General features: G+C 38.9%; 17 protein-coding genes. 8 read left to right on the forward strand and 9 right to left on the reverse strand.

Going from position 1 to position 18,798, the window contains the following annotated elements; all coding sequences use genetic code 11:
- Positions 1-25 precede the first annotated feature (25 nt).
- On the forward strand, positions 26-2,269 hold the full coding sequence (locus DCO56_RS07130; protein WP_219929339.1) for a GH92 family glycosyl hydrolase: 2,244 nt from the start codon (positions 26-28) through the stop codon (positions 2,267-2,269).
- A gap of 79 nt (positions 2,270-2,348) precedes the next feature.
- Here DCO56_RS07130 and DCO56_RS07135 read toward each other — a convergent pair whose 3' ends face one another.
- The 3 genes from DCO56_RS07135 to DCO56_RS07145 all read right to left on the reverse strand — a co-directional run bounded on the left by DCO56_RS07135 (position 2,349) and on the right by DCO56_RS07145 (position 3,758).
- Positions 2,349-2,891 carry a GNAT family N-acetyltransferase gene (locus DCO56_RS07135; protein WP_181390488.1) on the reverse strand — a complete coding sequence of 181 codons (543 nt, stop codon included), beginning with the start codon at positions 2,889-2,891 and terminating at the stop codon, positions 2,349-2,351.
- A gap of 38 nt (positions 2,892-2,929) precedes the next feature.
- Entirely contained in the window at positions 2,930-3,433 is a 504-nt protein-coding gene (locus DCO56_RS07140) for a YfbM family protein (RefSeq protein ID WP_108633077.1), read from the reverse strand.
- Between the two features lie 91 nt (positions 3,434-3,524).
- Entirely contained in the window at positions 3,525-3,758 is a 234-nt protein-coding gene (locus DCO56_RS07145; protein WP_108633078.1) for a hypothetical protein, read from the reverse strand.
- A 367-nt stretch (positions 3,759-4,125) separates the two neighbouring features.
- Between DCO56_RS07145 and DCO56_RS07150 the strand changes: the two genes are divergently transcribed.
- Together DCO56_RS07150 and DCO56_RS07155 are read left to right on the forward strand one after the other, a co-directional pair.
- A complete protein-coding gene (locus DCO56_RS07150; protein ID WP_108633079.1) occupies positions 4,126-4,629 on the forward strand; it encodes a hypothetical protein in 504 nt (167 codons plus the stop codon).
- 19 nt (positions 4,630-4,648) lie between these two features.
- Complete coding sequence (locus DCO56_RS07155; protein WP_108633080.1) at positions 4,649-5,527, forward strand: hypothetical protein; 879 nt, start codon at positions 4,649-4,651, stop codon at positions 5,525-5,527.
- 111 nt (positions 5,528-5,638) lie between these two features.
- Here the strand turns inward: DCO56_RS07155 and DCO56_RS07160 are convergent, their stop codons facing one another.
- Positions 5,639-6,739, reverse strand: coding sequence for a glutaminyl-peptide cyclotransferase (locus tag DCO56_RS07160; protein WP_108633081.1), 1,101 nt, complete (start codon positions 6,737-6,739; stop codon positions 5,639-5,641).
- A gap of 538 nt (positions 6,740-7,277) precedes the next feature.
- Between DCO56_RS07160 and DCO56_RS07165 the strand changes: the two genes are divergently transcribed.
- Positions 7,278-8,024, forward strand: a complete 747-nt coding sequence (locus DCO56_RS07165; RefSeq protein WP_108633082.1) for a DUF72 domain-containing protein — start codon at positions 7,278-7,280, stop codon at positions 8,022-8,024.
- A gap of 15 nt (positions 8,025-8,039) precedes the next feature.
- On the opposite strand, the gene DCO56_RS07170 is transcribed toward DCO56_RS07165, so the two are convergent.
- The 5 genes from DCO56_RS07170 to DCO56_RS07190 form a co-directional block, all read right to left on the reverse strand.
- A complete protein-coding gene (locus tag DCO56_RS07170; RefSeq protein WP_108633083.1) occupies positions 8,040-8,372 on the reverse strand; it encodes a hypothetical protein in 333 nt (110 codons plus the stop codon).
- 11 nt (positions 8,373-8,383) lie between these two features.
- Positions 8,384-8,704, reverse strand: a complete 321-nt coding sequence (locus DCO56_RS07175) for a hypothetical protein (protein WP_108633084.1) — start codon at positions 8,702-8,704, stop codon at positions 8,384-8,386.
- 36 nt (positions 8,705-8,740) lie between these two features.
- Positions 8,741-9,055: a hypothetical protein gene (locus DCO56_RS07180; protein WP_108633085.1), complete on the reverse strand. Its 315-nt coding sequence runs from the start codon at positions 9,053-9,055 to the stop codon at positions 8,741-8,743.
- Positions 9,056-9,382: 327 nt separating this feature from the next.
- Positions 9,383-10,390, reverse strand: coding sequence for an alpha/beta fold hydrolase (locus DCO56_RS07185; protein WP_108633086.1), 1,008 nt, complete (start codon positions 10,388-10,390; stop codon positions 9,383-9,385).
- A 25-nt stretch (positions 10,391-10,415) separates the two neighbouring features.
- The gene (locus tag DCO56_RS07190; RefSeq protein WP_108633087.1) at positions 10,416-11,525 is read right to left on the reverse strand and encodes an L-dopachrome tautomerase-related protein; all 1,110 of its coding nucleotides are present in this window, start codon (positions 11,523-11,525) and stop codon (positions 10,416-10,418) included.
- A gap of 255 nt (positions 11,526-11,780) precedes the next feature.
- Here DCO56_RS07190 and DCO56_RS07195 point away from each other — a divergent pair, with 255 nt between their 5' ends.
- The 4 genes from DCO56_RS07195 (at position 11,781) to DCO56_RS07210 (ending at position 18,796) form a co-directional block, all read left to right on the forward strand.
- Complete coding sequence (locus DCO56_RS07195) at positions 11,781-12,377, forward strand: sigma-70 family RNA polymerase sigma factor (protein ID WP_108633088.1); 597 nt, start codon at positions 11,781-11,783, stop codon at positions 12,375-12,377.
- Between the two features lie 64 nt (positions 12,378-12,441).
- Positions 12,442-13,626 (forward strand): FecR family protein, encoded by a 1,185-nt coding sequence (locus DCO56_RS07200; RefSeq protein WP_108633089.1) that lies wholly within the window; start codon positions 12,442-12,444, stop codon positions 13,624-13,626.
- 50 nt (positions 13,627-13,676) lie between these two features.
- Positions 13,677-17,126 (forward strand): TonB-dependent receptor, encoded by a 3,450-nt coding sequence (locus tag DCO56_RS07205; RefSeq protein WP_245935788.1) that lies wholly within the window; start codon positions 13,677-13,679, stop codon positions 17,124-17,126.
- A 2-nt stretch (positions 17,127-17,128) separates the two neighbouring features.
- Entirely contained in the window at positions 17,129-18,796 is a 1,668-nt protein-coding gene (locus DCO56_RS07210; protein WP_108633091.1) for a RagB/SusD family nutrient uptake outer membrane protein, read from the forward strand.
- Positions 18,797-18,798 lie beyond the last annotated feature (2 nt).

The raw sequence follows: 18,798 nt of genomic DNA on the forward strand, positions 1-18,798 counted from the left end.
AAAGATTAAAGAAGCTATCTACACTATGAAATATATGAAATACCTGGCATGCGCAGGGTTATTGGGTATCCTGAGCTGCGCTTCACAGAGAGATTCAGCAGAAGGTTCTTATGCAAAATCTGTCAATCCATTTATAGGGACAGATTTTACTGGAAACACCTACCCCGGAGCACAATCCCCCTTTGGTATGGTACAATTGAGTCCAGATAATGGATTACCCGGTTGGGATCGTATTTCGGGGTATTTTTATCCCGATAGTACCATTTCTGGCTTTAGCCATACCCATTTAAGTGGGACAGGTGCCGGGGATCTGTACGATATATCATTTATGCCCGTTACATTGCCTTATCAGGAAGCAGCAGCACCTTTGGGTATCCATTCCAAGTTTTCGCATCACAACGAACAGGCATATGCGGGCTACTATAAAGTCAAGCTGACAGACTACAATATTGATGTAGAGCTAACAGCAACTCCACGTTGTGGTATCCAACGCTATACATTTCCTGAGGCACAATCCGCTATTTTTTTGGATCTAAAAAAAGCCATGAACTGGGATGCGACAACAGATTCATACATCGAGGTGGTCGATTCGGTCACTGTACGGGGCTATCGATTTTCTGAAGGATGGGCGAGAGGGCAACGTGTTTATTTTGAAACCCGATTTTCAAAGCCATTCCACGCAGTTCATATAGACAGTTCAGCAATACAGTCAAGTGTTGACACCATAACAAAAACGAGCAGGCGTATCGGTACGGCTTTCAAGGCACGTTTTGATTTTAAAACAACTGCTGGCGAGCAGATAACGCTTAGTACAGCCCTTTCGGGAGTAAGTATGGATGGGGCTTCCAAAAACCTGAAAGCTGAGGTGGTAAAAGATGACTTTGATTATTATCTCAAGCAAGCTGAAGATAACTGGAATGAGGAGCTAGGGAAAATTCGTGTCCAAACGAGTGATAAAGATGAAAAAACAAAATTTTATACAGCATTGTACCATTCGATGTTGGCTCCTACCATATTTGGAGATGTGGACGGAGCTTATTTCGGTGCTGACCGAAAAATACATCAAGCAGAGGGCTGGACGAATTACAGTACTTTTTCGCTTTGGGATACCTACCGTGCTTCACATCCCTTGTTTACCTATCTTGATCCAAATCGTGTAAATGATATGGTTAAATCATTTATAGCATTTTATGAACAGCATGGTCGCCTGCCGGTATGGAATATTTATGGTAGTGAAACTGATATGATGATTGGCAATCATGCAATCCCGGTTATTGTAGATGCCTATCTGAAAGGAATAGGTAATTTTGATGTTGAAAAGGCATTGGAAGCCTGTGTCGCAACAGCGAATATCGATAATTACAGAGGTATTGGAATTTATAAAAAGTTAGGTTACGTTCCCTATGACGTTGTTGATAAATATAATGCCGAGAACTGGTCTTTGTCACGTACGCTCGAATACGCTTTTGATGATCATTGTATTGCTGTTATGGCACACAAGATTGGAAACAAAGAGGTGGCCGCTACGTTCTCTAAAAGGGCAAAAAATTATAAAAATGTTTATAATCCGGCGACATCATTTATGCAACCCCGTAACAGCCAGGGTGCTTTTGTTAGTCCATTTGATCCGGAGGATTACAGTGCTCATATCTGCGAAAGCAACGCTTGGCAGTACTTTTGGTCTGTTCAACACGACATCCCGGGGTTGATCAATCTCGTCGGCGGAAAAGAACGCTTTGGACAGAAATTAGATAGTATGTTTACCTTCCACCCGTCAGATACTAGTAAACTGCCTATTTTCAGTACGGGTATGATCGGACAATATGCGCATGGAAATGAACCAAGTCATCACGCAATATACCTATTTAACGCAATTGAACAACCCTGGAAGACGCAGCAATATGCTGCTGAAGTGATGCATAAACTCTATCTAAACAACCCGTCGGGACTAAGCGGAAACGACGACTGTGGACAAATGTCTGCTTGGTATGTATTCAGTGCACTGGGTTTTTACCCTGTTGATCCGGTAAGTGGGAAGTATGAAATCGGTACACCATTGTTTGAGCATAGTGAATTTAAACTTGCGAATGGGAAGAAGTTTACTGTGAAAGCAAATCATGTAAATAAGACCAATATTTATATTCAGTCGGTTACCTTGGATGGAAAACCCCTCGAGACAAGTTATATCACGCATGAGCAGATCATGTCCGGAGCTACCCTCGTTTTCCAAATGGGAAGTAAACCCGGTCCCGTTTGGTATAAAAAATAGCTGACAGCAATTCTTTGTTTTTGCCTACAAAATCTCCAATAAGTTCACGCTTATTGGAGATTTTTTTACGAATAGAATACTATTCAAGATTTTTATAAAAATAGGTTGTACTACAAGGGGTGCCATCGGGAAAAAGTGCGTAATTTGGTATATCTCCTACAACTTTCCATCCACATTTAAGGTATAGGGCATGAGCTGGGCTATTTGTTACAGTATCCAATACCAACAGCGATTTTTTCATTTTGCATGCGATTAACTCAAGGTGTTGCAACAGACTTTCAGCGATGCCGAGGCGTCGAAAAGATGAGTGTACCAACATCTTTGCAACATCGGCCCGGTGAGGCTGATTTTGAGGAAGATCTATCTGTAATTGTACAGTGCCTATAATCTTGTCCGATAAGGTGTCTTTTGCAATAAGTAGTACTATTTTTTTCTGTTGTACCTTTGCCAGCACTTCGTTCCAGAACTCAAAAGCTCTTTCTTTATTTATATCTTGCATAAAACCGACTGATGCTCCTCCCCGGACAATATTTAATGTTAATTCTACAAAGTCCGAAACTACGGTGTTATTCGTTTCCTTTAGTTCTTCGATGAGGATATTCCCCCTATTAGAAATATGCATGTTTTTTTTGTCTTTAGTACGTATGAAATAGTTGTTCATTAATTGAGAAATAGAATTACGGCTTCATTTTGCATGTATGCCATCTGATAAAATGCTTTTAAATCTTCGAAGTATTGAAGCAGATAATCTAATGCATTTTCATCATCCCAGATATCGGGGTAAATATCTTTTTCCAGCATGGTAGCCGCGTCAAAACGCTGAGATAACTCTTCCATGGATATATCTTGTAGTGCTAGACTGATCTGTCGTGTTTGTTCAATATTGGTATAGGTAGCTGGGCCGTAACCCATATCCTGGTTGCGGTCGATGTCATTAGGGCCAACTAATATCCATGATAAAGGGGGGGATGCCTGATCATAGGTGCCAATTGATTCTCCTGTCAATAGAAAGAAAATACCTTCCCAGGCTTTATCAATATCTATCAAATTGTCCAAATGGATGGTTTCTTTACTATATACCATATCGCTTAAGACACTGCTATCAGCGAGAAAGCTATTTAATGTCTCCAAATTGACCCGGAGAAAATTCTGTATCATACTCATGACCTCTCATTTTGTTTGACTGCATTATGATTTCAGTTTTACAACCTATGTTGTACCACTAGTTCTATTATGAAAATGAAATGTATAATTATTATTTGTCGCTTCTTGTAAACGCAAAATAGATTACATATAGCCAGCCCAAGATACCGTGGATAAGAGCCCAGAGGATAGATTTGTTGCGATCCCACGAAGTAACCACGGCAATTACAGAACCAAGTCCAATTCCGGATTGTGTAATTGTCTGGGTCGTAGAACGGTCAATTTCTTGTCCGAAAACCACGTTAGACATTACGATGAGCATGATCAATAAAGCTAATCGTTTCATATTGTTTTATTATTAGTCCTTCTCAATTTGATTCATTATTGATTTCCTTAAGACCACTAAAATCAAGGAACTTCTGATTTGGTCATATTCTATTTCTAAGTTCTGTATTTCTTTTGTAAGAAACAAGTCAACGCACTTGACCTATGTCGCTGGATTTTCTTAATGATAATTATCTTCTATTATTTTACTGTTTCTGCTTATTGTATTTCACTAAAAATAAGTTTCATATATTATTAATTGTAGGTTTTTATTTGATTGAGCGGGAAGAGCGGGCAAATTGACAACGAATCTTAAAAGATCTGCAACGAATATTAATTACTAGGGATAATGGCAATTGAAAATACGTTATTTGTTGAAAAATCAAGAAATGAGAATTATTATTTTGACCTTAATCATCAGTATATTCGCGTTGACATCCTGCGGCGGTAATTTGGAATTCGGCTATAACGAGAAGATAGCTGGCCTTTTTCATGGCTGTAAAGAGAAGTTAGATGAGAGTTATAACAAACTGTTGGAAGGTAACTATGATGTGGACAAGGCTGACGAATTATCATACGAAATGAAACTAAAGGAGGCGCAGGCCCTGAGCAGTTATGTCAAAGGCATAAGAAGTGAAGTGAATGAACTAAAACCCAGTGAAGCTGCAAAGAACTTTCATTTGACCACAATCGCTTATATGACAAGAATTGCCGATGGTTATGGAACATTGTTGATCAAATATGTAGACGAACAGAAAAAAGGGGCAAGACAGGCCTTATTAAGGGATATCACAGACGAAAAAGATAAAATAGCCGCTTTGGCGGATACTTGTTTGCAGAAACAGGTGGAGTTTTTAAACAGGGCGGGGATAAAGGTAAATGCTGTGCAGTAACACGATTAATTTCTAATAAATGGGAATATCTTTAATCAATCACAGATTTTATTTAATTGGAGTATTACTCTCACTTGTTGTATCCTGTAAAAGCAAAGCTATAAAGCAGAAGGCCAGCTTTCTCCATCAACAGGAAATTGCACGACCAGACTGGTTAGCTGAAAAGTATTCACAGGTGACAATGATTGATGATGACCATGTGGCTGTATTAAATGGGAATTACCTCGTGGACATGCCTTTGCAGTTTAATACAGATTCAAGCTATGTATTTTATTTGAACGCAAAAATTCCGGTAGAACTCTTTAAGGAATCATTGGGATTTTACCCCGAATTAAAGCAGTTTATTCTTATTGTCCCCGACTGGAAATTCTATGCTGAGGTCAGTAAAACGACGTCAAAGGAGGGGATGTGCGTTGAGCCAGAAACGACCAATTTTTACTACTATATCAGACGTGAAGAGGATAATGTAAAAGTTGATAGTACTCGACTTGGAGGGCTGGAAAATCCAGCACTTGATTTTGACAAATCTGTGGTGCCTGACGATATGCTAACCGTGTACCGAAAGGAAAGCTATGGTTCTGTCTGTTGCCCCCGTGATCCAATGTGGGATATCGCTGATCAGGATAGTTCCTTTGTCCGTGGCTTTGAAGAAAGAAATAAATTCAAGGTAACTATGGGGAGATATATTCAAATGCAAGGGAAAGAAGGCGAAAATAGTATATATTATACATTGCCAGGCTTGACACCACTGCAGCGATTGCAATTTCTGCTTGAGAAGCGTGCGCAATGGAGGTTAAATAGAGAGGACAAGAAAATGCCGCTTTCGCCTCAATTGTTTACACCTCAATTGCATCAAATGGTAACAACGGGGTTTAACAAGTTTGAAGAAATGCCTTGACAGATGAGACATAGTTCTGAGCCGAAGACTTCTGCTTTTTAATTGTAAACAATTGAGGAAATAGCACTTTATGAATTAAAATAATTAGGTTATAAATAGGGTAGATAACGGTTAGTCCGATAGCTGTATTTCAAATGTTTTGTCCCAATTTTTTCCTGTTACAAAAAAGGTATTTGATTTTTTATTGTAGGCAATTCCGTTCAGTACATCAAGATCGACGTGTTGTGTCACATTTTCTCGTAATTTAGACAGGTCCACTAAACCTTCTATGGCCCCTGTTTTCGGATTGATAATTCCCATGACGTCTTCCATAAAGAAATTAGCATAAATTTTCCCTTTTACCCATTCCATTTCGTTGATCTGATTGACGATTTTCTCATTTGTAGCAACACGGATATAATCAATTTTAGAAAAATTATTGGGATTTAATACATAGATGTTTTCTGAACCGTCGGACATATACAAATTTTTGCCGTCTGAGGTCAGTCCCCATCCTTCCATATTTTGGAAGTATGGTAGTGTTTTAATTGTCTTTAATGTTGCCATATCATAGACATAGGCGAGGTTGTTTTTGTAAGTCAATTGATATAATTTGCCATTTAATATGGTCGCACCCTCGCCAAATATTGAGTCGGCTAATTCGACCTTTTTGATCAGTTCTCCTGTCTTTGGATTCACAATACGGATACTTGACTTCCCTTTACTTCCACTTACCCCAACACCATTGCCAGTGCTTTCCATTAGGTTATCTCCGAAAAATTCTAGGCCTTGTGTAAATGCCTTGATGTCGTGCGGGTAGGTGTTTACAATACGATACGTTAAAATTTGAGGTGGGTTTGGAGGTGAAAAGTCTATGTTTACGGTGTTTTCTTCGGATTCTCCGTTGCTAAATACTATCGCTTTAATAATTTGTTTGCCAAATTTCTCTTGCGATAATCTATAGGTTATCCTCGTGTTTTCTAAAACTTTAGCAATTGGCTTATCATTGATATAATAGTGGATGGAATCAACTTTTAAATTAGGCGTCCTTGTAATCTGAAACGATAATTCTTCATTTGTTGTATAATCTTGTTTGATCCCTTCGAAACTAAAGTTCGGGTTATTTTTTGGTAGGGTATCTGAAGAAGGTGATGTCTTTTTTTTACCGTTTTCTCCGCATCCTATAAAAAGAGATGCTACTGTTAGCAAAAATAAGGAGGGAATCGTTTTCATTTTTAAAAAGCTTTAGAATAGTAAGATTTGTTTTATACCTGAGGTAAGATAAATATAATTTCAAAAGAAACCTAAATCATGGTCGGGGAAATATTAGGTATTGAATGAGTTGATTTTCTGCTTGAAGAAGTTTCTTTCTGTTATATTCCTCTTTGATTAAATCCAGGACGTTGTTTTAGCAATACAAAAAAAACGAGATCCTACTGTGGAATCAATATTCTTTATGTTTAAATTTTTCCAAAGTTTAATAAAACAGGCTGTACGGTTTCTTCGGCCAAATAAGAGGACCTGGTTTTATTGAATGCATATTGGTATACTTTGGTGCTCCATTGATCAAAGTATACTCAAATTTTTGAATATTTAGCGAATAATTAATTCCAAAGTGTAGACTTGGCGTCTCTAAATATGGCGAAACTAAATGACTTAATTTGGATAGCGTTTTTTATCCGTCAAAACGTTAGTATGATGAGACTTGTTTCTAAAGAAACCTATAGTGGACTGTTTGAACTATTGTCCTGGTTTTAATTGTTATTGCGTTATGGAGATCCGATATTTTTCAGGCACAAGTGGAATTCTGTTGCCGTATAAGAACAAGAGCTATTATCCGAATGATTTAAAGGATAAGAGCAGACTTGCTGTATACAGTCTATTGTTCAATTCTTTAGAGGTTAACAGCTCATTTTACAAGATACCCCGCAGGGAAACTGTTGGACGATGGTCTCTAGAAACGAATGATAACTTTCGTTTTACTTTTAAGCTTTGGAAGGGAATTACGCATCAAAAGGATTTAATGTTTGATCATAGTGATGTTGTTAAATTTTTGGATGTCATTAGCGCTGTGGATAAAAAGAAGGGATGTTTGTTGATACAATTACCTCCATCAACCACATTCTCTTCGCTAAGTCATTTAGATAAACTTTTAAGATGTATTGCAACGAATATGCTAAGTTTAGGCTGGCATGTATGTGTTGAATTTCGGCATCAGTCTTGGTATTGCCAGCAAACAATGGCACTATTAAATTCTTATGGTATGAATCTGGTGCTACACGATAAAGATGCTAAGGGAATAGCCATACAGTACATTGGTAGTGATATGGTCTATATGCGTTTTCATGGACCCGAAGGTAATTATAAAGGAAGCTATGAAGATGACGTATTACATGAATATAGTGGTTATATCAAGGAATGGTTAGCTGAAGGAAAAGAAGTTTATGTATATTTTAACAATACTATCGGTGCCGCTATCGCTAATCTCAGAACATTAGAAGATTATATTAAACAATGATAATTTAGGAATGGTTTAAAATATACTCCCACGGATATATTCCTTTCCCATATAGCCATCCCAGCTTTCATGGTCACGCATAATGTGATGATAGACTGCCGCTAAAGCCTGTGCTTTGGTAAATAACGGGATACCTTTACGAATACAGTCATAATCTCCATAAATTCCATCAGAGTCATTCCATTGAAGCCACTCGAGTAATTCCTGCCGTTTCATGAGTGAAAGTCTGTCGAAAAGAGTTTTATCTTTTAAATCCAGTAGCTGATAACGCCAATCTTTTCGCTGTGATTCCATTGCTAGGATTTTTGGCAGTTGATAACCGATAATCTGTTTGATGAAAGATTCCATAAATTCAGCATTTAGTTGTTAAACATAAGTTGTATTGAGCCATTCGAAAAATTATTATATAGCTTTTTCGTATGATTTCGTAAGATCTCTCTATAAGTATATTCGACAGCCTTTGATTTGCAAAGTGGTTTTACGCCATTGTCCATGCATTTACGATCTGTGTAATTACCCTTTGGATTGTACCATTGCAACCAGTCAATAAGGACCTCCCGATCCATCACTTCAAGTCGTTGGCGTAAACCATTTATTTCGCTGTCTTTAAGCCGTTCTCGCCAGTCGGACCATATTGATCGTGATATGAATTCTCGGTTTGCTTTGAATTTATTTTCCATTGTGTTACTTATAAATTATTTTTTGTTTGACTTTATTTAAACGATCAGCTTGCTTATGATCGCATTCCCCAATTTACTTTTCATAAATAATGCAATTTGTTGTAATAATTCCGGGCTGACTTCAGGAACTCTTTCCAGATCCCGAATAAACCATTTTTGGATTACAGGATAATGTTTAATAACTGGGTCAAATTTTACTACTTCGGCTCTGGATGATTTCCCTTCAGGATCATAGTATGACCAAAGTACAATAAAGATAGTATCAGGATCCTCATCGGGATAGGGGGTATGGAAGCGAACAATATCGCCAACATGCAATTCCTTATTGTCATATCCTTTTGCCTGTTCCATAAAGACGTTGTCTAAAATTGATAGTCAAATATACTAAAAATATTAGTTTTAAAAAATTTTATTTATTTTTTTTGCTAAGTATATTAATGGTGTTCAAAGGAGCTGATTAGCATTTTTTTTATGCTAATATGTCAATGTGTTTTTATTTGCCTGCTTGAGCGATCATGTTAAAAATAGTTGCAGCGCTGATCTATCGCGTAGATGGTTTCTCTCTTAGAGAAAACATCTACGCGATAGATATTAAAAGGCGGAGTACAGAGGTTATTCTGCATTAATACAAAAGAGAAGGTTGTTTGTGCGTATGATAACCTTAAGGAAGCGATAGAATCAGTCTTTTAAAAAAGAAACAAGGGGCTTGATAAATCGCTCGAAAGCTTCAATATGAGGTAAATGTCCAACATTGTCGAGCTCAACGAGTTTTGATCCCTTGATTTTTTGTTGTGTTTCCTTTCCTAAATGCTGATATAATCCCATTTTTGCGGCCACTTTTGGATCTTTAACACTAGCTTTGCCAATGGCTGTTCTATCCCTTGTACCAATGATGAGTAGGGTGGGTGTTTTGATATATTGAAATTCGTAGACAACAGGTTGGGTAAAGATCATGTCTGATGTCTTTGCGTTCACCATGGCAACAATGGGATAATCCTTAGCTTTTGTCCAGCCCGTGAGTAGGTATACCCATTCATCATATTCTGGCTTCCAATTGTTATCGTAGTAAAATCCGTTTTGGTATTTTTTTGTAGATTCATACCCCGCTTTTAATTCCGTTTGAAAATTTTGGTCAATGGAAGTGTAGGGAGCGACAAGTTTCCAGTCTTCGAGTCCAATGGGATTTTCTAAAATAAGTTTTTTAACAGTCTCAGGATACATCAATGTGAATCGGGTAGCAAGCATCCCACCCATGGAATGTCCAAGTAAATTGATCTTATCAATACCTAATTTGTCTAGCAGTGCTTTTGTGTTTTCAGCCAGTTGCTGAAAGCTAAACTGATAATCTGCAGGTTTCGAGGATTTACCAAATCCGATCTGGTCAGGCACAACAATGCGATATCCTGCTGTATTTAAAGCTTGGATGGTTGTTTCCCAGTACGCTCCGTTAAAATTTTTGCCATGAAGCAGCAATACTGTTTGACCATTTGGCTTTTGTGACTTGACATCCATATAGGCCATCTTTATTTCTTCTGTTTGACTTTTGAGCGACAGATAATTTACTTCATAGGGATATTGATAGTTGTTGAGCATAATATCCAGCACAGGACGATCTGTCTGCGCTTTGGACAGCGAATGAACAAAGATGAGTAGCAATAGAGAGAACTGTTTGGTCAATAATTTCATTTATGTATGCTTAAGATTCAAGTAATCAATTCGGCAATTTTATTTTATAAACACGATAGGGTAATTCAACCCGGTCTACGCCATTGTTCCATTGCGGATCTCTGGATAGTTGTGCACATGAAAAGTAAAGATAACCATTACCATCTATACCCAAAGAATCGGGCCATAACAATCTGGGGTCCTGTGTCAATAGATGAATTTGTCCGTCCGGACTCAAGTATTTGATACTGTAATCCATTGAGGTGGTCAAATAAATATTACCGTTCCGGTCAGCAAGCAGGCCATGTGTAACACCTACATTTCCCATGTTTTCTACTTTGCTCTGTAACTCTTGTTGGGAGAGTTTCACATCCGAAAGATACTTTGTTGCGACGCGATATAGGTGATTTTTATTGATCGGTTTAAAGTAAAAGTAATTAAAATCATGACTTAGTGCTATTCCGTTCACATGGGAGAGGAATGGAGCGCCGTTCTTATTGCGCATTTCTATACCCGAATAGGAGATAACAACTTCGGGATCCGCTAATGTGAAGGAGCTTTTTTCCAGTACTTTTCGGCTATTTCCCGTTTGGAGGTCAAGGACAATGATTGCCGCCTGTCCTGGGTCTGAAAGATACGCCAGATTTTTTTGTATATCAATGCGGACATCGTTCAAACCCGATTTCGTTTTGTCCAGGTCATCAAATGTGTAGATACGCATGACCTTATTGTTTTTTGTGTCGATTTTTAGGAGTTTGAATTGTCCAGTGGGAGCTGCCCCATCTGGACCGAAAATGGACCCCGAAGTTGATGGTTTGGAGTCTAATACCCATAAGTAATCGGCTGCATCTACAAATATATCCTGAACATTTACAAAATGGGAATCTTCGTTCCCTTGTTCATTCCATGTTTGGTTCGGGTAGGGGATGGGTTTGCCATCGATGATTTCTGTCAATGCATACTGATAGTCTTTGTTCAGTTTAGGAAATGAGACGAATAGTCTGTTTGTTGAAGTTGCGCTAACTCCTATGGGACGATAAGAGTCAAAAGATGCCGCAACTTCCAGTTTTGAATCGAGTGCGAGTTTGTCTTGTGCTTGCATTTTAAAGCTTAACAGATGGACGGATAGGATAAAAAATGTAAGTTTTTTGAGCATATCAGGTATTTATTTAAGATCTGGTCATTGTGCCGAATAACGATAATGGTTTTTTAAAAACGAATACTCTTTTTTATAACTTCATTTTCTGCATTATTGCTTTAAGAGATGCATTGAATGGAGACTTTGTTGGTCTACCTTATTCATTAAGAGCAGGTCTGTTTTTATATATTATCTCAATGGAAGAAATAATTTAATTAAATTATTTTACATAAATTTTTGTAGTTTGGTCTTTCCGATGCATTTATCTCGACCATGATCAATAGTACCAAATCACTGGATTGTGAAAACCTGAATAAGTTAAAACAAGGAAGCGAACTAGCGTTGACCTTTTTCTATAATAAATATGCAAAGAGGGTATATGCCATGGCTTTCTATATTATCAAAGACCGCTTTTTAGCTGAGGATATTCTTCAGGAGGTATTTGTCCATCTTTGGAATTGCCGGGAGCGTCTCGGTGAAGAAAAAGAACTTTGGCTGGTTTTGTATGTCATGTGTAAGCAGAAATCACTTAACAAATTACGTAGCGTTTTGCGTTATAAAAAGCACAAAGAACACCAAGTGGATCAGATGCAAATCAATGAATCTTTTGTTGAGAATCACTTCGGGGTCAAAGATATAAAAAAACTGTTGGAGCTGGCTATGGCTGAGATGACGGTCATGCAGCGAAAAGTGTTTCAGATGAGTCGGGAAGAGGACCTGACTCATGCTGAGATTGCACAGCGCTTATCTATTTCTCCAAATACAGTCAAAAATCATATGGTGGCTGCTTTGGCTATACTAAAAGTGCATTTTAAAGGTCATGAATTTATCACCATTACTGTATTCCTTATCTCGGTTAATTTTTTTTAAATTTTTCTAGTCCTCCTGTATTACCAGTGGTGTACTCTATATAAACCTAACAAGAAAATTGGTCATGGAGTACAACAATAGATTGAAGTTTTTGCTGAGAAAATATCTTTCTGAAGATTTAAGTGCGGAAGAACACATAGAATTCTCGCAATGGATTGAAAATTTAGAGCAACAACAACTTTATGATCTTTATGACGAAGTAAATACAACGGATCCTTTTTTTGAAAATCTAGAGATCGGGTATGCACATGATCGTGTCCTTCAATCTATTCATCGCGAGATAAAACCATTCTCAAAATCAACATATCCATTCCGGTGGCTAGCAGCGGCGGCAGTTGCTGCTATATTTCTTTTTTTCATACGTGGGGATTTGTTTTTTGTTCCCGTGAAGAAGGACAAGACACCGGTTGCTTTTCAACCTGATTCATCCATACCTATATTGGACAGTAGCAGCACGGTACTTCGTCTGGCCGATGGGGAGGTGATAGACCTAAAACAACAGAACCAATCATCCGTATATTATAAAAATGGATGTCGAATTGATTTTATAGCGGGTGGGGGAATACGTTATGCTCTAGCCCCTGCTATCCCTATCATTAAACATAAAAACGTCGGGATGAACATCTTTTCTACAAAGAGAGGAGCGACATCGAATATTATATTGGAAGATGGTACTCGGGTTTGGCTTAATAGCGGCAGCTCGCTTAAATTTCCGGTCAGCTTTACTGGCGGAACCGATAGGACGGTTGAGGTTGTGGGCGAGGCATATTTTGAAGTAGCCCACAATCAGCAGAAGCCCTTTATCGTTGTATCTAATTATTCGAAAGTAACTGTTCTTGGTACTAAATTTAATATTAAAGCTTACCCAAATCAAAACCAGATACAGACCACTCTTCTACAGGGATCCGTGCGTATTAATTCTTCCAACGCGAGTTCACTACTCGTTCCGGGGGAACAGGCGATTGTGAGGAAATCGGGTAATATCAATCGCTCCAATGTCAATGTAGAAGATTTCATTGCTTGGAAAACCGGTCTTATTTATTTCAATAACCTATCTGTCGAAGAAATTGTTGGCGAATTAAGTCATTGGTTTGACATTCGGGGTATCGACAATAGGAGCCTGAACCGCGACCGGTATACTGGTTCGTTCAATAAAAATAAAACCATTGTTGAAATATTGAGTCAATTGGAAAAAATTTCCAATAACCATTTTACAATCAAAGAAAGGAGGGTGTTGATCAGAGACTAGACTATTTATAACCATCAACTACTTATAATCTAATTTTTATACCATTTATTATGATAAAGAAGTTTAAATCATCCGCGATGAAAGGCTGTTCAGGTTATTTTATAGGATGCCGTTCCTTGTCCCGGGTAATGACGATCTTATTGACAAGCAGCTTTGTACATGTATATGGACATGCTTACAGCCAAAAGTTGACCCTTAATATGAAAAATGCTTCACTGAAATCTGTATTATCACAGATTCAAAAGCAAACCAATTATGATTTTCTTATCGGCCAAAAGCAATTGGATAGAATATCAAGTATTAATCTGGTGTTTAAAAATGCTGATATTAATCATGTTCTGCACAAATGCCTGGGTCCCTATGACCTTGTCTATGAGATTAAAGATAAGACGATTTTTATTCGTGAATCGTCTACAACGAATTCCTACCCTTCTACTGGAGCAAGACAAAAAAAAGAGTTGAAAGGAATTGTAACAGATTCTTTGGGTAACGTTCTGCCTGGAGTCACTGTAAAGGTTCAGGGAACAAACAAAGCTACCTCAACCGATCAAAACGGCAACTTTTTGCTTGAGAATATTGAGCTGAATCAAATACTTGAAATCAGTTTGCTGGGTTTTGATGCATTAGAATGGAAGGTTCAAACTTATGACTTGCAGCAGATCATATTACAGTCCCAGGTGAAAGGGTTGGACGAGGTCGTTGTCGTTGGATATGGTACGCAACTCAAACGTGATCTTACGGGGGCGGTAGACCAAATATCAGGTAAAGAATTACGGAATATGCCCGTAAGGAATGCGACAGAAGCACTTCAGGGCCAAGCTGCAGGCGTACAAATAACTTCTACCGGTGGAAGTCCTGGAACTCCGCCGGCAGTTCGTATCCGCGGTATAGGGACTGTGAATGACAACAATCCATTGTACGTTGTCGATGGATTGCCCCAATCTGATATAGGTTGGTTAAACCCCAATGATATACAGTCCATGGAGGTGCTTAAAGATGCTTCAGCAACTGCTATCTATGGATCCAGGGCGGCTAATGGTGTTATTATGGTCACTACGCAAAAGGGAAGCCAAGGGGGGGATAAACTGTCCAATCTGATTGGTTTTGATACTTATTTCGGATTTCAGAATCCTGTAAAGGTATATGATATGATGAATGCGACTCAGTTTATGGACTATAAAAACCTGGCAAATACCAATGCAGGATTAGCACCTTATTTTACGGAATCAAATAAACAAGAGGTTCTTAAATTTTTGAGGAGCAATAATGGTGATGAAGAAGGAACAAATTGGTGGAAAGAAGTGAATCAAAAGAATGCATTGATCCAAAATTATGATATTTCAATTGCTGGCGGAATGAAAGACTTATCTTATCGGACAAGTCTCAATTATCTCAATCAAGAAGGGATTATTAAGGGATCTGATTATGACCGGATTTCCTTCAGAACAAATATCGAACATAATCTTAGGTCCTGGCTGAAATTGTCTGTCAACATTGGTATCGTGAGCGAAGGAAGAGGAAATGTGCTTGAAAATAGTCCAGGTTTTAATACCGCATTCATTGCTTTTGTTGCGGATCCTATTTCTCCGGTATACCGCAATAATTTAAAAGATATTCCGGGATTTCTAAAAGATGCACTTTTCCTGGATAAGATCGATATCAATAACCCTTGGTCTTTCTATAGTCCAATTTTAATGACGAATAAAGAAAATCCTGTTGCACAGACTGCTATTTATGAAAAGAATAGATGGAAAGGAAAAGCTATCAAAGGAGGAGGAAGTATCGATGTGAAACTAACGGATTGGCTCAAATTTAGGAGCAATTTGGGCTTGGATCTTGCAAATGGGGGATCCAATTCGTTCGCACCCAAATACTATCTCAATGGAAACCAGTTTAATTCGGATGCCACCGTGGGAGCCTATAACTCTAAAACAGATTACTATGTATGGGAAAATACGTTCAGCTTTGAAAAAAAATGGAATGACCATCATTTTACAGCTCTTGTGGGGACCTCGGCCGAACAGTGGTCATTCGAATCTTCGGGGGCATCGAAGCAAGGCTTTGTATCAAACGCTCCAAGCCAATGGATCATCGATGCTGGGACAATTAATCCTCAGGCTTCGGGTACCAAATGGGAAAGTGCGCTTAATTCCTATTTTGGACGTGTTTTTTATTCCTACAAAAATAGATATATGTTTACGGGGAACTTCCGTTACGACGGTTCTTCCAATTTTGGAACCGATAAGAAATGGGGGGCTTTCCCTTCTCTATCTGTGGGGTGGAATTTTGCGGATGAAGATTTCGTAAGCGAGATTACCTGGCTTTCAAAAGGTAAATTGCGCGCGAGCTGGGGAAATATAGGTAATCAGAATATTGGTCGGGGAGCTTATTTGACAACCTATTCAGGTAATCAGGGCTATTATTACTTCGGTAATTATGTTCCTCAATTAAGTGGAGGTAGTAATTATTTTGGAAATAGCAATATTCAGTGGGAAAAAACAGAGCAGCTTGATGTCGGTTTAGACCTTTCATTTTTGCAAAACAAGCTGGAATTTAATATTGATTATTATAAAAAGGACACCGAAGGAATGTTGCTGACTGTACCGTTGCCGAATTATTTGGGTTACTCAAACAGTCCCTGGACAAATGCAGGATCTGTCAGAAACAAGGGGGTGGAATTTGCTGTCAAATATCACGATAAGATAGGTGCGTTTGGCTATTCCATTGGTGCAAATGCTTCTACATTTAAAAATCGCGTATTGTCGCTCGGTGGCGGAGAGCCCATTCCGGGGGGTGGTTGGATCAGTTATACGACGACGTTGACGGAGGAAAATATGCCTATCGGTTATTATTATGGCTTTAAAACCAATGGAATCTTCCAAAATCAGGCTGAAATAGACCAGTCGGGACAAACAGGAGCTGTACCCGGCGATCTGCGATTCGTTGATGTCAATAAGGATGGTATTATCAGTAGCAGTGACAGAACATATATCGGTGATCCATTTCCAGACCTTTCTTATGGATTTACCTTAGGTGCTGACTACAAAAACTTTGACTTAAAAGTATTAGCTCAGGGGACAATTGGCAACGACATCATGAATATCGTAAAAATAGACATGAAGTCTGGTGTAGGATGGTATAATGCCCCAAAAGAATTATTGAATGATGCTTGGTCCCCCACAAACCCTAGCCAGAGTCAATTTAAAATTAGTTCGTCGAATCAAAATAATTTACAGATCTCAGATTGGTTAGTCGAGGATGGATCATACTTACGGATCAAATCTATTCAGTTGGGCTATTCATTGCCATCACCTACTTTGGAAAGGTTACAGCTGAAAGGATTGCGCGTATGGGCAGGCGCCTATAATCTGTTTACGTTTACCAAATATTCTGGGCTTGATCCCGAAATAGGGAATAGTTCTCCGTTAAATATGGGGGTGGATCAAGGATATTATCCGGTAGCAAAATCTTGGATGTTAGGTTTAAACTTAAGTTTTTAGTTATGAAAATTACAAAATTGACCCTATTGTTGCTCAGTATTCTATGTGCAAATACGAGCTGTAAAAAAGATTATTTAATCCGAGATCCATACGGCGTACTCAATGAGGAGGAATTTTTTAAAACCGATGGTGCGGGCTTGAAGCTTGTCACGAGCTGTTATCAACCATTGGCTGACGGATGGGGGTATACGGTAAATAAGGTTGCTATTATGGATGAAAGTGTAGACAATGCCGATGCTGGTGGATCGGATCCGGGTGATCGACCACAGACAACTGAAGTGGGGACAGGGCGTCCTCTAGCTTCCAATGCATTGCTTAACGAAACGTGGTCTAACCGGTACAGGGGGATCGGAAAGTGCAATCAGGCTTTAGAAGGGCTGATAAAACAGGGAGATAATTTGATTCAAAACGGCGTAAAACTTCCTAAGGAAGTATTGGCACGTTACATTGCTGAAGTAAAGATGTTACGTGCATGGTATTATTTTGATCTTGTGACGGTTTTCAAAGATATACCACTGATTGTTAACGTTGAAGAACCAACAGTGAGGAAAGCGAAGTCGCCGATTGAAGATATACGGACACATTTGATTAAAGATCTGGATGAGGCAATTGCCGAACCCAGTTTTCCACGGCGTTCTCAACTGACAACGGCTGAAGCTGGCCGCCTCTCTAAGGATGCTGCTTTGGCTATTAAGGCGAGGGCAGCGCTGTTTTTTGCCGGATTAATGGAACAGTCCCGTATGAAGGGGGATGCAAAAGCTGAGTATGAATTGGCTAAGTCAGCGGCCCAAAATATCATTACACAGGGAAACCTCGGGCTATTGGCTGATTTTAATGATCTATTTCGTGGAGATTATAAAATAGGACCATTTTCGTCGGAATGTATCTTTGGAGTCCTGCATCAATATGATCCTGCTTTTGGTCTTGGCGGTGATCCCTTTGCGATTATGAATGTAGGGCGAAACAATGTCGGTGGCTGGGGGGGAGATACTCCTACACGTGATCTGGCAAGCAGTTTTGAACCGGCTGATCCGCGCAAGATGATGACAATAATCAGCCATAATGATATATTTAAAACATCGACAGGTGGAGAAGAAGTCCACAATTATAAGGGCTATTTCAACGACTTTAACTTACAACAGAGCAGAAAAGCTTTTGTCCCGCAACAATACCGCCAGAACAACGACCTGCAACGGAGCAATTGGCAGCCGTATTGGATACGGTATTCAGAAATACTCCTGATCTATGCGGAAGCAATGATGAAACTGGGCGGGAATGTAAATGATGCCTTGGACAAACTCAATCAAGTTCGGCATAGAGCTTTTGTCACAACGAAGAAAGTGGATGAACCAGCAGTTTTTCGTCTATTTGGACAAAACCTTAAGGTAATTAATGAGCAAGAATTCCAGCGCAATTTTGCAGTTAAGCCCTCTGCAGATGTCTTGGAGGCTATTCGTCAGGAAAGAAGGCATGAACTTGCTCTCGAAGGATTTCGATTATACGATCTGATTCGCTGGGGTACTTACGCAACTACCATGAAGGCTTTCCATACGAAATACGGATTTGCCAATAAGGGACGCGATGCAAGCGATAAGAGCTGGCCTTTCCCTATTCCACAGGTAGAAATCGACCGATCCAATGGGTTATTGGCTCAAAACGAAAATTATTAATG

This window comes from Sphingobacterium athyrii (assembly GCF_003071065.1).
Lineage (GTDB): Bacteria > Bacteroidota > Bacteroidia > Sphingobacteriales > Sphingobacteriaceae > Sphingobacterium > Sphingobacterium athyrii.

Bases quoted from the DNA above. Each gene is read 5' to 3' on its own strand.
- DCO56_RS07155 (WP_108633080.1), top strand. From the start codon at position 4,649: ATGGGAATATCTTTAATCAATCACAGATTTTATTTAATTGGAGTATTA.
- DCO56_RS07160 (WP_108633081.1), bottom strand. From the start codon at position 6,739: ATGAAAACGATTCCCTCCTTATTTTTGCTAACAGTAGCATCTCTTTTT.
- DCO56_RS07145 (WP_108633078.1), bottom strand. From the start codon at position 3,758: ATGAAACGATTAGCTTTATTGATCATGCTCATCGTAATGTCTAACGTG.
- DCO56_RS07130 (WP_219929339.1), top strand. From the start codon at position 26: ATGAAATATATGAAATACCTGGCATGCGCAGGGTTATTGGGTATCCTG.
- DCO56_RS07165 (WP_108633082.1), top strand. From the start codon at position 7,278: ATGGAGATCCGATATTTTTCAGGCACAAGTGGAATTCTGTTGCCGTAT.
- DCO56_RS07170 (WP_108633083.1), bottom strand. From the start codon at position 8,372: ATGGAATCTTTCATCAAACAGATTATCGGTTATCAACTGCCAAAAATC.
- DCO56_RS07175 (WP_108633084.1), bottom strand. From the start codon at position 8,704: ATGGAAAATAAATTCAAAGCAAACCGAGAATTCATATCACGATCAATA.
- DCO56_RS07180 (WP_108633085.1), bottom strand. From the start codon at position 9,055: ATGGAACAGGCAAAAGGATATGACAATAAGGAATTGCATGTTGGCGAT.
- DCO56_RS07140 (WP_108633077.1), bottom strand. From the start codon at position 3,433: ATGAGTATGATACAGAATTTTCTCCGGGTCAATTTGGAGACATTAAAT.
- DCO56_RS07135 (WP_181390488.1), bottom strand. From the start codon at position 2,891: ATGCATATTTCTAATAGGGGGAATATCCTCATCGAAGAACTAAAGGAA.
- DCO56_RS07210 (WP_108633091.1), top strand. From the start codon at position 17,129: ATGAAAATTACAAAATTGACCCTATTGTTGCTCAGTATTCTATGTGCA.
- DCO56_RS07200 (WP_108633089.1), top strand. From the start codon at position 12,442: ATGGAGTACAACAATAGATTGAAGTTTTTGCTGAGAAAATATCTTTCT.
- DCO56_RS07185 (WP_108633086.1), bottom strand. From the start codon at position 10,390: ATGAAATTATTGACCAAACAGTTCTCTCTATTGCTACTCATCTTTGTT.
- DCO56_RS07190 (WP_108633087.1), bottom strand. From the start codon at position 11,525: ATGCTCAAAAAACTTACATTTTTTATCCTATCCGTCCATCTGTTAAGC.
- DCO56_RS07150 (WP_108633079.1), top strand. From the start codon at position 4,126: ATGAGAATTATTATTTTGACCTTAATCATCAGTATATTCGCGTTGACA.
- DCO56_RS07205 (WP_245935788.1), top strand. From the start codon at position 13,677: ATGATAAAGAAGTTTAAATCATCCGCGATGAAAGGCTGTTCAGGTTAT.
- DCO56_RS07195 (WP_108633088.1), top strand. From the start codon at position 11,781: ATGATCAATAGTACCAAATCACTGGATTGTGAAAACCTGAATAAGTTA.